General features: G+C 71.2%; 15 protein-coding genes and 1 pseudogene. 6 read left to right on the top strand and 10 right to left on the bottom strand.

Annotated features, from left to right (window positions below; all coding sequences use genetic code 11):
* Window positions 1-41 precede the first annotated feature (41 nt).
* Window positions 42-266, top strand: a complete 225-nt coding sequence (locus tag F1C76_18040; protein QNG38215.1) for a hypothetical protein — start codon at window positions 42-44, stop codon at window positions 264-266.
* Window positions 267-299: 33 nt separating this feature from the next.
* Here the strand turns inward: F1C76_18040 and F1C76_18045 are convergent, their stop codons facing one another.
* Both F1C76_18045 and F1C76_18050 read right to left on the bottom strand, forming a co-directional pair.
* A complete protein-coding gene (locus F1C76_18045; protein QNG38216.1) occupies window positions 300-1,283 on the bottom strand; it encodes an aldo/keto reductase in 984 nt (327 codons plus the stop codon).
* Window positions 1,284-1,294: 11 nt separating this feature from the next.
* The gene (locus tag F1C76_18050; protein QNG38217.1) at window positions 1,295-1,900 is read right to left on the bottom strand and encodes a DUF3043 domain-containing protein; all 606 of its coding nucleotides are present in this window, start codon (window positions 1,898-1,900) and stop codon (window positions 1,295-1,297) included.
* Window positions 1,901-2,078: 178 nt separating this feature from the next.
* Between F1C76_18050 and F1C76_18055 the strand changes: the two genes are divergently transcribed.
* Window positions 2,079-2,450 carry an iron-sulfur cluster assembly accessory protein gene (locus tag F1C76_18055; GenBank protein ID QNG38218.1) on the top strand — a complete coding sequence of 124 codons (372 nt, stop codon included), beginning with the start codon at window positions 2,079-2,081 and terminating at the stop codon, window positions 2,448-2,450.
* A 120-nt stretch (window positions 2,451-2,570) separates the two neighbouring features.
* Here the strand turns inward: F1C76_18055 and asnB are convergent, their stop codons facing one another.
* Genes asnB through F1C76_18070 form a run of 3 tightly spaced genes read right to left on the bottom strand, consistent with a single transcriptional unit; the run spans window position 2,571 to window position 5,263 of the window.
* Window positions 2,571-4,505: an asparagine synthase (glutamine-hydrolyzing) gene (asnB, locus tag F1C76_18060; protein QNG38219.1), complete on the bottom strand. Its 1,935-nt coding sequence runs from the start codon at window positions 4,503-4,505 to the stop codon at window positions 2,571-2,573.
* A gap of 52 nt (window positions 4,506-4,557) precedes the next feature.
* A complete protein-coding gene (locus tag F1C76_18065) occupies window positions 4,558-4,863 on the bottom strand; it encodes a DUF3817 domain-containing protein (GenBank protein ID QNG39354.1) in 306 nt (101 codons plus the stop codon).
* A 40-nt stretch (window positions 4,864-4,903) separates the two neighbouring features.
* The gene (locus F1C76_18070) at window positions 4,904-5,263 is read right to left on the bottom strand and encodes a metalloprotease (GenBank protein ID QNG38220.1); all 360 of its coding nucleotides are present in this window, start codon (window positions 5,261-5,263) and stop codon (window positions 4,904-4,906) included.
* 291 nt (window positions 5,264-5,554) lie between these two features.
* Here F1C76_18070 and coxB point away from each other — a divergent pair.
* Window positions 5,555-6,393, top strand: a pseudogene (gene coxB, locus F1C76_18075) (cytochrome c oxidase subunit II).
* Between the two features lie 33 nt (window positions 6,394-6,426).
* Window positions 6,427-6,828 carry a cytochrome c oxidase subunit 4 gene (locus tag F1C76_18080; GenBank protein QNG38221.1) on the top strand — a complete coding sequence of 134 codons (402 nt, stop codon included), beginning with the start codon at window positions 6,427-6,429 and terminating at the stop codon, window positions 6,826-6,828.
* Between the two features lie 729 nt (window positions 6,829-7,557).
* Here the strand turns inward: F1C76_18080 and F1C76_18085 are convergent.
* From F1C76_18085 to F1C76_18105, 5 genes are all read right to left on the bottom strand, one after another.
* Entirely contained in the window at window positions 7,558-9,219 is a 1,662-nt protein-coding gene (locus tag F1C76_18085) for a cytochrome bc complex cytochrome b subunit (GenBank protein QNG38222.1), read from the bottom strand.
* A complete protein-coding gene (locus F1C76_18090) occupies window positions 9,219-10,226 on the bottom strand; it encodes a Rieske 2Fe-2S domain-containing protein (protein QNG39355.1) in 1,008 nt (335 codons plus the stop codon). The genes F1C76_18085 and F1C76_18090 overlap by 1 nt, the downstream gene beginning before the upstream one ends.
* A gap of 95 nt (window positions 10,227-10,321) precedes the next feature.
* On the bottom strand, window positions 10,322-11,047 hold the full coding sequence (locus F1C76_18095; GenBank protein ID QNG38223.1) for a c-type cytochrome: 726 nt from the start codon (window positions 11,045-11,047) through the stop codon (window positions 10,322-10,324).
* Complete coding sequence (locus F1C76_18100; GenBank protein QNG38224.1) at window positions 11,047-11,253, bottom strand: hypothetical protein; 207 nt, start codon at window positions 11,251-11,253, stop codon at window positions 11,047-11,049. Before F1C76_18100 ends, F1C76_18095 begins: the two co-directional genes overlap by 1 nt.
* The gene (locus F1C76_18105; protein QNG38225.1) at window positions 11,214-11,828 is read right to left on the bottom strand and encodes a heme-copper oxidase subunit III; all 615 of its coding nucleotides are present in this window, start codon (window positions 11,826-11,828) and stop codon (window positions 11,214-11,216) included. Before F1C76_18105 ends, F1C76_18100 begins: the two co-directional genes overlap by 40 nt.
* Window positions 11,829-11,956: 128 nt before the next feature.
* On the opposite strand from F1C76_18105, the gene F1C76_18110 reads away from it, so the two are divergent.
* On the top strand, window positions 11,957-12,376 hold the full coding sequence (locus F1C76_18110; GenBank protein QNG38226.1) for a hypothetical protein: 420 nt from the start codon (window positions 11,957-11,959) through the stop codon (window positions 12,374-12,376).
* A gap of 8 nt (window positions 12,377-12,384) precedes the next feature.
* Window positions 12,385-13,440 carry an anthranilate phosphoribosyltransferase gene (trpD, locus tag F1C76_18115; protein ID QNG38227.1) on the top strand — a complete coding sequence of 352 codons (1,056 nt, stop codon included), beginning with the start codon at window positions 12,385-12,387 and terminating at the stop codon, window positions 13,438-13,440.
* The last annotated feature ends 3 nt before the right edge of the window (window positions 13,441-13,443 follow it).

The raw sequence follows: 13,443 nt of genomic DNA on the forward strand, positions 1-13,443 counted from the left end.
AGGACGCGCGCGGCGTGCTGCACCCCACCTAGGGTGCGGCCATGACCTCACCGTCGATCTGGACCTGGCGCCTGTTCGACCCGGCAGGAGAGACCCTCGACCCCGCCGAGGTGGGCGTGGTGGTGCCCGCCGAGGACGCGCAGTCCGAGGCGGAGTCCTGGCTGGGGGAGCACTGGCGGGAGCTGCTGGAGCGCGGTGTCGCCACCGCGAGCCTGCTGGAGGACGACGAGGTCGTCTACGGCCCGATGGGCCTGGCCGCGAGCTGAGGTCGGGGGCGCCCGCGGGCGCCCCCGACCCGGTCAGCCCCGGCTCGTCTTGCCCGGGTCGCGCTCGACGACGTCGCCCAGCGCGTCGTCGATGCGGGTCATCAGCTCGGCGGGGATCTGCACCCCGGCGGCCTTGACGTTGTCGTGCACCTGCTCGGGTCGGGTGGCCCCGATGATGGCTGCGGCCACGTTGCCGTTCTGCAGCACCCAGGCCAGCGCGAGCTGGGCCATCGTGAGGTCGAGCTCCTCGGCGATCGGGCGCAGCTGCTGGACCCGGGTGAGCACGTCGTCGGTCAGGTACTGCTTCATCGACCCGCCCGCCGTGGGGTGGCCCCCGCGGCTGTCGGCCGGCGGGGCCTGGCCGGGCTGGTACTTGCCGGTGAGCACGCCCTGGGCCAGGGGCGACCAGACGATCTGGGACAGCCCCTCCTGCTCCGACGTCGGCACGACCTCGCTCTCGATGACCCGCCACAGCATCGAGTACTGCGGCTGGTTGCTGATCAGCTGGATGCCGAGGTCACGGGCGAGCGCAGCACCGGCCGCGATCTCCTCGGCCCGCCACTCCGAGACCCCGACGTAGAGCACCTTGCCGGCCCGGACCAGGTCGGCGAAGGCGGTCATCGTCTCCTCCAGCGGCACCGTGGCGTCGTACCGGTGGGCCTGGTAGAGGTCGATGTGGTCGGTCTGCAGTCGCTCGAGCGAGGCGTGGCAGCTCTCGATGACGTGCTTGCGGGAGAGCCCGCGGTCGTTGGCCCCGGGGCCCGTGGGCCAGTAGACCTTGGTGAAGACCTCCAGGCCCTCCCGGCGCTGGCCCTTCAGCGCGCGACCGAGCACGGACTCGGCCTTGGTGCCGGCGTAGACGTCGGCGGTGTCGAAGGTGGTGATCCCGGCGTCGAGGGCGGCGTGCACGCAGGCGTGCGCCGCGTCCTCCTCGACCTGGCTGCCGTGGGTGAGCCAGTTGCCGTACGCGAGTTCGGTGATGTTCAGGCCGGAACGGCCCAGGCGACGTGTGTCCACGACGCCCGACGTTAGACCTCGGCGCCGAGCTGCACCTGGGGCTTGGGGAAGCGCCAGCGGCGGACCATCGTGGCGCGGCTGATGCCGTACCAGATGAGGCCCTTGGTCTTGGTGACGGCCGGGAACCGCTCGGCCAGCTTCTTCTTGATCTTGCGTCCCAGGACGACGGAGTCCGCGATGATCAGCAGGAAGAACGCGAACCAGATGTAGACGGTGTAGCTCTGCACGGCGGTGTTGGGGATGAAGTAGCCCACCAGCACCAGCGCCGCGACGATGAGGAAGAGGCTGCCGGCGTTGCGGCGGGCGTCCACCAGATCCCGGACCAGGCGCTTCTCCGGGCCGCGGTCACGGACCGGCAGCGCGCTCTCGTCGCCACGAGCGGCGGCCTCGCGGGCGGACCCGCGGTTGGCCGCGTTCTGCTCGCGTTGGCGCTTGTAGGCCTCCTTCCGCGTGGTCGGCGGCGGGGGCGGCGGGCCGGGACGGCGCCCCTGGGCCGCACTGCGGCGCGGCGTGGGCCGGCCCTTGCCGACCGCGGTCAGCTGCTGGGCGGTCAGGTCGGTGGTGGCGTCCGGCGTCGACTCGTCGTCGCGGCGGCGGCCGGGCAGGCGGAGCTTCACGGGTGGGAGTCTACGGGGCCGGATCGGCCCTCCGGGCCAGCTCGTCGACCCGACCGACACCGGAACCGACCTCTGGACGCCTACAGTGGGAAGCAGCTCCGCCACGGCGGTGTTGGTCGTACCGGGAGCGTCTGGTGCGACACCGGTGCACCAGCACCTCGATGTGGGAGGACAGAACATGACCGTGCAGGACACCACGACCCTGGACGCTGGTACCCCCGGCGCCACGGGCGTCAGCCTCAGCGACACCGCAGCCGGCAAGGTCAAGGCCCTGCTGGACCAGGAGGGCCGGGACGACCTGCGCCTGCGCATCGCCGTGCAGCCGGGTGGTTGCTCCGGTCTGCGGTACCAGCTCTTCTTCGACGAGCGCTACCTGGACGGCGACCAGACCCACGAGTTCGGTGGCGTCGAGGTCATCGTCGACCGCATGAGCGGCCCCTACCTCGGCGGCGCGACGATCGACTTCGTCGACACCATCGAGAAGCAGGGCTTCACGATCGACAACCCCAACGCCGGCAGCTCCTGCGCCTGCGGGGACTCGTTCTCCTGAGGAAGGACCCCTCCGCCCCCCACGACGTGCTCCGCACGCCGCGGGACCCTGCGGAGGGGCCGTCCCAGCACTGACGTCACGAGGCCCGGTCCCCCCCGGGGGGCCGGGCCTCGTCGCGTGTCAGAGCCGGACGGGGTACACGGTCTCCGGGACGTCGACGACGATCCGCTCCTCCACGAAGATCCCGTGCCAGACCATGAAGACCAGCACCTCCCACAGCTGACGCGCCGTCCGCTTGCTGGGCACCTCGGCGGTGCGCAGCGAGGTGAGCAGCTCGGCGACGCGGGCCCGGTCCAGCCACTGGTCGGTCTGGCTCTCGGCCACGATCTGGTGCGCCCACTCGTGCAGCGGGCCGGCGAGGAACTCCGCCGTCGGCACCGGGAACCCGAGCTTGCGGCGGTGCAGGATCGCCGGCGGCACGATCTGCTCCATCGCCCGGCGCAGTGCGTACTTGGTGGCGTCGGACCCCCGGGGCACCCGCTGGTCCAGCGGGATGGTCCGGGCCAGGTCGAACACCTCGGTGTCCAGGAACGGGACCCTCAGCTCGAGGCTGTTGGCCATGGTGATCTTGTCGGCCTTGACCAGGATGTCCCCGCGCAGCCAGGTGAAGAGGTCCACGTACTGCATGGCGGTCACGTCGTCGTACCCGGCCTCCCGCGCCTGGCGGTAGAGGTCCTCGGTCACCTGGACGTGCGAGACGTCGGCGTCGTGACCGCGCAGCACGCGGGCCAGCTCGGCGCCGGAGAAGTTGCGGGCGTTGCCGTAGTACCGCTCCTCGAGCGGGATCGACGCGCGACGGAGCAGGTCCTTGCCCCGCATGCCCTCGGGCAGTCGGCCCGACAGTGCGGCCATCGCCCGCTTGCCCACCCGGGGCACCCGCTCGGCCCAGGCCAGGCTCAGCGGCTCGCGGTAGATCGTGTACCCGCCGAACAGCTCGTCGGCCCCCTCGCCGGACAGGACCACCTTGACGTGCTTGCGGGCCTCCCGGGCCACGAAGTACAGCGGCACGAGCGCGGGGTCGGCGACCGGGTCGTCGAGGTACCAGACCACCTCGGGGATCGCTGCGGCGAACTGCTCGGCGGTGATGACGACCGGCACGTGCGCGACGCCCAGGTGGGCTGCGGACTCCGCGGCGATGTCGACCTCGGAGGTGGCCTCCCGCTCGAAGCCGACGGTGAACGTCATCAGGTCCGGGTTGTACCGGTGTGCCAGCGCGGCGATGGCCGTCGAGTCGATGCCACTGGACAGGAACGACCCGACGGTGACGTCGGCCCGCATGTGCTTTGCGACGGACTCGTCGAGGGTGGCGGCGATCCGGTCGTAGAGGTCCTGCTCGCCACCCGCCGGCACCGGCCGGGGGGTGAAGGCGGGGTGGAAGTACCGCTCGGTGGCCAGCTCGCCGCCGACGACGGTGAACCGCGTCCCGCTCTCGATCCGTCGGATGCCGCGGTGCAGCGTCGCGGGCTCGGGGACGTACTGCAGGGTCAGGTAGTGCTGCAGGGACGCCGGGTCCACGCCGCCGGCGCCCTCGGAGCCGCCGAGCAGCTCGAGCACGGCCTTCTTCTCGCTGCTGAAGACCAGGCCGCCGTCGGCCAGCCGGGCGGTGAACAGCGGCTTGATGCCGAAGGGGTCCCGGGCGCCGAAGGCCGTGCGCGTCTCGGTGTCCCAGATGACGAAGGCGAACATGCCCCGCAGCCGGGAGACGACGTCGGGGCCCCAGTGGTGGAACCCGGCGACGATGGCCTCGGTGTCGCCCTGCGTGGCGAACTCCGCACCCAGCGCGGCCAGCTCCTCGCGCAGCTCCAGGTAGTTGTAGATCTCCCCGTTGAACAGGATCCGGTAGCGACCGCCGGCGTAGGGGAGGGGCTGGGGGCTGCCGTCCACGTCGATGATCGACAGCCGGTTGAAGCCGAGGACGGCGTTCCCGTCGTCCCAGACGGCGGTGTCGTCGGGTCCGCGGTGGTGCAGGCAGTGCAGCGCGTGCCGCACCCCGCCCACGGTGGACTCGGTGACCCGTTCGGCGTCGGTGGACAGGTAGGCGAGCAGGCCGCACATCAGGCGCAGGTCTCCGGGTGGTCGGCGGGGCGCCCCTCGCAGGGGGCGCGGGTCAGATGGGCTGTCCGGCGCGGACGCGGGCGGTGACCCGGCGCTCGGCCCAGAAGGACAGCAGGGGGACGACTCCGGCCAGCAGCACGAGCAGCGTGCCCTTGGCGGTGAACCGGGCCCGCAGCGCCAGGTCGAACGCGGCGACCAGGTAGACGATGAAGAGGAAGCCGTGGATCGGGGACACGACCATCGACACCTCGGGGATGCCGAAGCCGTAGCGCAGCGGGATGGCGATCACCACGAGGACCAGCAGCATCACGCCGACGACGTAGGCCATGACCTGGTACCGCTTGAGGGCGCCGGGGATCTTTGCCTCGTCCCGCCGGGGGGACCGCGGAGACGACGTCTCAGCTGCCACTTCGACCTCGCAGGGCGCGCTCGTTCAGCTCGGCGAGGTAGGCGTTGTAGGCCGCCATCTCCGGGTCGCCGGTGGTGTCGATGCGGGGTCGCTGGTAGAGCACGACCTCGTTGCCCGGCTCGTCGGCGTCGGGGTCACGGGCCAGCTCGTCCCGGACCATCTTCGAGTAGAACCACAGGCCCATGAAGCCGTAGAGCGGCCACTGCAGGGCGTAGCTCCAGTTCACGGCGCCGCCGCCGTTCTCGGCCTTGCTGAGCTGCCAGTAGCCGAGGAAGAAGGTGGCCACGAAGAGCGCGGCCACCAGCAGGTGCAGCAGCACCCACCTGGGGGTCAACAACCGGGGGAGCACGCCCCCGACTGTAACCGTCACCGTCCTGTGACCGGGCCGCCCCGACCGGTCGCGAGGTGGTCGGTCGGGTGGTTCTCGACACCCCGGCCACCCGCCCTCCGACCAGGGCTCGCCGCGCGAGGGCACTCGGCTACGCTCGCCCCAGACTGTGATCGGAGTGGGACGGACCTGTCGGGACACCGAGGGGCCACCACGTGCCGGACCGCCGGGCGCACGCCCGGTGGAGGAACAAGGAGGCAGCGGGCAGTGGCTCGACAGAGCAAGCTCGCGCGGGGAGCCGCGCTCGGCGTCCTGGCGCTGCTCACCCTCACCGGGTGCGACCTGAACAACGAGTTCTGGCGGTTCGGCTGGCCCGAGGGCATCACCGACCAGGCCCAGGACATGCGTCAGCTGTGGACCGGTTCGGTCATCGCCGCGCTCGTCGTCGGCATCGCCGTGTGGGCGCTGATCTTCTGGTCGGTCGTCCGGCACCGCAAGCGCGGTGAGGAACTGCCCAAGCAGACCGCCTACAACCTGCCGCTGGAGATCGTCTACACGATCATCCCGTTCGTCATCATCGCGGTGCTGTTCTTCTACACCGTGGTCGTGCAGAACCGGGTCCAGGAGCGCAGCGACAACCCCGACGTGACGATCGCGGTGAACGCGTTCAAGTGGAACTGGCAGTTCGTCTACCCGGAGACCACCGAGTCCAACGGGGGACGCCGGTCAGCACCGTCGGCTCCAGCACCGAGATCCCGATCCTCGTGGTCCCCACCGACCAGACGATCCGCTTCGAGGTCGCCTCGGCCGACGTCATCCACTCCTTCTGGGTGCCGGAGTTCCTCTTCAAGCTCGACGTGATCCCGGGCAACGAGAACGGCCGCGACAACGTGTTCGAGGTGACCGTCCGCGAGGAGGGGGCCTTCGTGGGCCGCTGTGCCGAGCTCTGCGGGACCTACCACGCGAACATGAACTTCGAGGTCCGCGCCGTCTCCGGTGAGGACTACGACGCCTACCTCGCTGCCCGCGAGGACGGCCTGTCCACCTACGACGCGCTGGAGAGCATCGGCCAGCCCGGTGCCGCCACCACGACCGAGCCCTTCGACCAGCTGACGGAGTCCCAGCAGCTGGACGCGGCAGGCAGCAACTGACGTGACGACGACCCAGCAGCAGGAGGTCCGGCCGTGAAGGTCGAAGCGCTCATCTTCAACGTCATCGCGGCGTTCTGCATCGTGGCCGCCGTGGTCTACGGGATCTGGTCGCGGGAGCCGATCGGCACCACCGCACTGGCTCTCTCGGCCGGTCTGATGGGCCTCATCGGCGGGTTCTTCTGGTTCGTCGCCCGCCGCATCGACGCTCGCCCCGAGGACCGCAAGGACGCCGAGATCGCCGACGGCGCCGGCGAGCTGGGCTTCTTCTCCCCGGGCAGCTACTGGCCCTTCGGCCTGGCCCTCTCGGCCGCTCTCATGGGTCTGGCCCTGGCGTTCTTCTACGTCTGGCTGATCCTGCTGGCTGCTGCCGCGCTGCTGATCACCATCGGCGGGCTGCTCTTCGAGTACTACACGGGTCAGAACGCCACGACCTAATCCCACCTGCTCGGTCCCCAGGGCCCCTCCCGCCAGCGCGGGAGGGGCCCTGTGGTGTTCCTGGGCCTCTCCCGGTCCTCTCCGGCCATGTCGGGTACGTCCACGTGACGAGGGCCCGCTGGGAGGGCATCCCATCGGGCCGGCCACGACGGGGATGCGTGGGTACCGGGCGTGCCCACGAGACCCACGCAGGCGCCACGTCCGGGTCTCCTGGGTCGACCCACGGGAGCCTCACACGGGTCGGGCCTGGACGACGACCGTGGCTGCCTCTGGGATCCGCGCCCCCGGTTGCCTCCACAGCGGCGCTGCCCGTGCGTCAGGCCCGGAGGCGCTCCGTTCGAGCCTTGCTGGGCATCCCCGAGGACGGGGAGCTCCAGCTGACCGCCGCCGGTCGGCGTCCTCAGGCGGTCGTGCCGACGCGTCTCCTGGCTCGCCGTGACCGGGGGAGGTGGCTCGAGCACCGGTTGCGCCGTCGCGCCCGCTCAGGCGCCCTGTTCGGGTCTCCTGGTCGTGACCGAGCCAGCTGGAGACCCAGAGCCCGGCCTCGGTCGAGCCCCGGTGGGTCATCGACTGGGTCGTGCAGCCGGCTCACGCCCGCGGGGACGGGGTCGGCCGACGGGCCCCCGGGGGGCGCGGCCGGGGGAGCGGCTCGCCGCACTGTCTGGGGCTGGACGCACGAAGGGCCCCGACGGACGATGCCGTCGGGGCCCTTCGTGTGGTGCGGGTGGATCAGTCGCGCGGGTCCTGCGGTCGACCACCATCGGAGGGGCGACCCGAGCCGACCCTGCGGTCGTCCTCGGCTGCCTCCAGGCCACGCTGCTCCTGCTGCGCCTCGAGCTGCACCTGGCTGGGCTGCTCGATCGGCTTGAAGAAGCCCTTGACGGCCCGCCGGGCGCCGCCGACCTGGTTCATCCGCTTGGGCACGGGGGCGCCGCCGTAGGTCAGCTGGCCGTGGCCGTGCTCGTCCACCGGGCCCAGGGGCTGGTGGACCTCGATGAACTCGCCGGAGGGCAGGCGACGGATGACGCCGGTCTCGATGCCGTGCTCGAGCACCTCGCGGTCGTGCCGCTGCAGGCCCAGGCAGATGCGGTAGCTGACCATGTAGGCGATGGGCGGCAGGATCACCACGCCGATGCGGCCGACCCAGGTCATGGCGTTGAGGCTGATGTCGAACTTGTCGGCGATCAGGTCGTTGCCACCGGACATCCACAGCACGGCGTAGAAGGTCAGCGCCATGACGCCCACCGACGTGCGCACCGGGACGTCGCGAGGACGCTGGAGCAGGTGGTGCGAGGCGGTGTCCTTGGTCAGCTTGCGCTCGAGCTGGGGGTACAGCGCGAGCACCGTGAACATCGCGCCGGCGACGACGACCGTGGGCCAGAAGAGCGCCGGGATCGTGTAGTCGCCGGGGAGGTTGATGTCCCAGGCCGGGAACAGGCGCGTCGACCCGTCGAGGAAGCCGATGTACCAGTCCGGCTGGGAGCCGGCGGACACCTGGGCGGGGTTGTAGGGGCCCCACAGCCAGAACGGGTTGATCTGCACGAGGCCGGCGAGGGCCGCGACCAGACCGAAGACGATGAAGAACAGCGCCGTGGCCTTGCCCGCGAAGGCGGGGAAGAGCCGGTTGCCGACCACGTTGTGCTCGGTGCGGCCCGGCCCGGGGAACTGGGTGTGCTTCTGCTTGATCAGCAGCAGCAGGTGGACCGCGATGAGGGCCAGCACGATCGCCGGGATGATCAGCACGTGCGCGATGTAGAAGCGCCCGATGATCACGTCACCGACGAAGTCGCCGTCGAAGACCGCCCAGTGCGCCCAGGTCCCGATGACCGGGATGGACAGGATGATCGCCGAGATGATGCGCAGGCCCGTGCCCGAGAGCAGGTCGTCGGGGAGGGTGTAGCCGGTGACGCCCATGAGCAGGGCCAGCACCAGCAGCACCACGCCGATGCCCCAGTTGGTCTCGCGGGGCTTGCGGAACGCACCGGTGAAGAAGATGCGCATCAGGTGCACGACGATCGAGGCGACGAACAGCAGCGCTGCCCAGTGGTGGATCTGCCGGATGAACAGACCGCCGCGGACGTCGAAGCTGATGTGCAGCGAGGACTCGTAGGCCCGGGACATCTCCACGCCGCGGAGCGGGGCGTAGCTGCCGTCGTAGGCCACCTCGGACAGCGAGGGGTCGTAGAAGAACGTCAGGTAGGTGCCCGAGAGCAGCAGGATGACGAACGAGTAGAGGGCGATCTCCCCGAGCAGGAACGACCAGTGGTCCGGGAAGACCTTGTTCAGCGTGCGGCGCAGCGGACCGGCGACGATCAGGCGCTCGTCGATCTCGGTCGCTGCCTTGCCGATCTTCGTGGCCGGTTGCCCCGGCGAGACCGCAGTCGTAGCCATCAGATCCGCTCTCGGTTCCAGTAGGTGGGTCCCACGGCCTCAATGTAGTCGCTGCGCGCGACGAAGTACCCCTCGTCATCCAGCGTAATCGGCAGTTCCGGCAGCGAGCGGGACGCCGGACCGAAGACCGGCTTGGCACCCTGGATCACGTCGAACTGCGACTGGTGGCACGGGCAGAGGATCCGGCTGGTCTCCTGCTCGTACAGCGACACCGGGCAGCCGGCGTGCGTGCAGATCTTGGAGTAGGCCACGTAGTCGCCGTAGCCGAAGTCGGCCTGACCCTCGCGGGGCTCCAGGACGGCCATCTGCTCGGGACGCAGGCGGATCAGCATGGTCGCGGCGTCCGCGGCCAGGTTGCCGCCCTCGACGGCCGGGAACACCGTCTCCAGCGAGCCGGGCTCCTGGTCGCCGGGGCGGATGGGGCTGCCGTCGTCGCGGACCAGGCGGATGCCCTCGGCCCACGGCGTGGTGCCCAGCGGGTTCCCCTTGTTGGGGTTCTTGATGAGGCCACCGAGCGGGGCGATGAGCATGAGGCCCAGCGCGCCGCCGGCGAAGCCGAGGCTGCGGCCGATCATCTTGCGACGGGGGAAGCCGGTCTTGTCCAGCCCGCCCATCAGGGTCGCGGCGGTGGTGGTGCGGTCGAACTGCGAGCCGTCGTGCTTGTCCTGCACGGCGGTCTCGTGGGGGAGCAGCTTCTTGACGAAGAGCACCAGACCCACGCCGATGAAGGCGAGGGCGCCGCCCATCGTCAGGCCCAGCAGCGGGGTGTAGAAGACGCTCCAGCCGCTGGCGTCCGACGTCCACTGCCAGTCGGGCAGGAACCAGTCGGAGCCGAAGTAGACGACGGCGAAGGCGAGGGCGAAGAGACCGGCGAGGCCGAAGGCCAGGGAGACCTGACGCTCGGCCTGCTTCTCCAGGCCCGAGCCCGGCGCCGGCGGCGGGTCGACGTGCAGGACCTCGACACCGTCGTAGCGGGCGCCCAGGCGGTTGAGGGCTTCCTTGTCCATCCCCGCCAGCTGTTCGGGGGTGTAGTCGTCGTCCGGTCCGCCGTGCAGCGGTCCGGCGTCGGACTCCGGTGCAGAACCGGCCTTGTCTCGCGCGCTCACGCCTTGGTTCCCATCCAGAAGATGCCGAACAGCAGGGCGCCGATGCCGACGACCCAGATGACCAGGCCCTCGGAGACCGGCCCGGCGCGGCCGATGCCGGCGCCACCGGGGTCGGCCTGCTCGTTCAGGGTCTGGACGTAGTTGATGATCGAACGCTTCTCCTCGGGGGTCAGCTGGTTGTCCCCGAACACCGGCATGTTCTCCGGGCCCGACAGCATCGCCGTGTAGATCTCGAGGTCGTTCGCGTCGCCCAGGCTGGGGGCGGCCTTGCCCGAGGACAACGCACCGCCCGCGCCGACGAAGTTGTGGCAGGAGGCGCAGTTGAGCCGGAAGAGCTCGCCGCCCTCGGCGACGTCGCCCTCACGGAGGTCGCCCGACGGGAGGGTCGGGCCGCCGCCGTTGGCCTGGACGTAGGCCATCAGCTGCTCGATCTCGGCGTCGTTGAACACCGGGGGCTTGCGGGCGGCGTCGGCCTCCTGGCGGACCAGCGGCATGCGGCCGGTGTGCACCTGGAAGTAGACCGAGGCCTCACCGACGCCGATGAGCGAGGGGCCGCGGTCGGAGACGCCCTGCAGGTTGCTGCCGTGGCAGCTGATGCAGCTGCGCTCGTACAGCGCCTGGCCGGCCTCGACCGCGCTGGACTCGCTCGCGGTGGTCTCGGGGGCGGCGTTGGCCGGGGCGACGGCGGAGTAGCCGACCCCGGTCAGCACGAGGGCGGCCATCAGGCCGGCGACGTTGGTGAGCCGCCGACGCTGCTTGGACCGACGACGGGCCCGGGCGGCGGAGGCGGGGGTCCCGTCGGCGGAGCGACGGAGACGGGCACGCAGACCGACGCGGCCGGACTCGGCCGGGGCGTCGGGGGTGGGGTTCGTGGAGGACACCGGTTCCCTAGCGGATCAGGTAGATCGTGGCGAAGAGCCCGACCCACACGACGTCGACGAAGTGCCAGTAGTAGGAGACCACGATCGCCGAGGTCGCCTGGGCTGGCGTGAATCGGCCCATGGTGGACCGGATGAGCACGAACACGAAGGCGATGAGGCCGCCGATGACGTGCAGACCGTGGAAGCCGGTGGTCAGGAAGAAGACCGATCCGTAGGTCGACGAGGAGATGCTCGTCGCGTGCTCGGTCACGAGCACGCGGTACTCGTTCGCCTGGCCCAGCACGAAGACCAGGCCCATCACGAAGGTGATCGTGAACCAGCGTCGGAGGCCGTAGACGTTGCCGTTCTCCGCCGCGAAGACGCCCAGCTGGCAGGTCACCGAGGAGGCCACCAGGATGATCGTGAAGACCAGGGCGTAGGGCAGGTCCAGCTCCGTCGGCTCCGGTGGCCACGGGTCGCCTGCGCGGGCGCGGGCGGTGAAGTACATGGCGAACAGGCCGGCGAAGAACATCAGCTCACTGGCGAGCCAGATGATCGTGCCGACGCTGACCATGTTCGGTCGAGTCAGGGAGTGCACCCGCGAGGTGTCGAAGGTGCTGCTCGCCACGGGGGCCGTTGTCACCGGCTCATCATGGCACCGGTGCACGGGGGAGACGACTGCGGGTCGCCGGTGTGGCGAAGCCGTGATCGACCTGTGTTCTGCCTCCGAGTCTGGCCGGGTGTCCGAGGTCGGGCACTAGGGTCGCCTGCGTGAGCGCAGCCGCTGCACCGGCCACCGTCCTGGTCTTCAGCCACCGGCCCGAGGTCAGGGACGCCGTCCGGACCGCCCTGGGCACCTTCCCCGCCGCAGACGTGGGGCCGGTCTCCTACCTGGAGTGCGCCACGGGGGCCGAGGTCGTGGCCGCCGTCGACGCCGGGAGCGTCGACCTGTGCGTGCTCGACGGGGAGGCCCAGCCGACCGGTGGCATGGGCATCGCCCGACAGCTGACGCACGAGATCACCGACTGTCCGCCGCTGGTGGTGCTCATCGCCCGGCAGGCCGACCGCTGGTTGGCCCACTGGTCCACCGCCGACGCCACCCTGGCCCACCCGGTCGACCCGCTGGTCGCCCCGGACGTGGTCGCCGGTCTGCTCCGGGACCGGGCCGCACGGCCCGCCGTGCACGGCTGACCGTGTCGATGACCCCCACCCCGACCTGGTCGGGGCTGCTGACGCGCCTGATCGCCCGCCAGGACCTGACCACGCAGGACACCGCCTGGGCGATGGGCGAGATCATGGGCGGTGAGGCGACGCCGGCCCAGATCGCCGGTTTCGTCGTCGCCCTGCGCGCCAAGGGCGAGGCACCCGAGGAGGTGCGGGGACTGGCCGACACCATGCGCGACCGCGCCACCCCCGTGGACCTGCCGCTGGCCTGCGTGGACGTCGTGGGCACCGGTGGCGACGGCGCGCACACGGTGAACATCTCCACGATGGCCTCCATCGTCGTGGCCGCGACCGGGGTGCCGGTGGCCAAGCACGGCAACCGGGCAGCGTCGTCCTCGTCCGGTTCGGCCGACGTGCTCGAGGCCCTCGGCGTGGTCATCGACCTGCCGGCGGCCGGGGTGGTCCGGTGTGTGCGGGAGGCCGGGATCGGCTTCTTCTTCGCCCCGGTCTTCCACCCCGGCTTCCGGCACACCGGGGCGCCCCGCCGGGAGATGGGCATCGGCACCGTCTTCAACTTCCTGGGACCGCTGACCAACCCGGCGCGTCCGGTGGCCGCGGCCATCGGGTGCGCCGATGCCCGGATGGCCCCCGTGCTGGCCGCCGTGGTCGCCGGACGCGGCAGCCGCGCGCTGGTGTTCCGCGGCGACGACGGGCTCGACGAGCTGACCACCGCCACCACGTCGGCGGTGTGGGTCGTCCGGGACGGCGAGGTCGTGCCCGACCGGGTCGACCCGGCAGCGCTGGGTCTGAGCACCCCCGCGGCGGACGCGCTGCGCGGCGGGGACCCGGCGTTCAACGCCGACGTCGTCCGCCGGCTGGTCGCCGGGGAGAGCGGGCCGGTGCGCGACGCGGTGCTGCTGAACGCCGCCGCCGCGTTGACCGCCTTCGACGAGCACGGCGGGCGGTTGCACGACCAGCTCGCCGCCGGCCTGGCCCGCGCGGGTCAGGCCGTGGACGACGGGCGGGCCGCCGAGGTGCTCGACCGCTGGGCCCGGGTCAGCCAGCAGGTCCGGACCGACAGCCCCCGCTGACGG

This window comes from Geodermatophilaceae bacterium NBWT11, from assembly GCA_014218215.1.
Lineage (GTDB): Bacteria > Actinomycetota > Actinomycetes > Mycobacteriales > Geodermatophilaceae > Klenkia.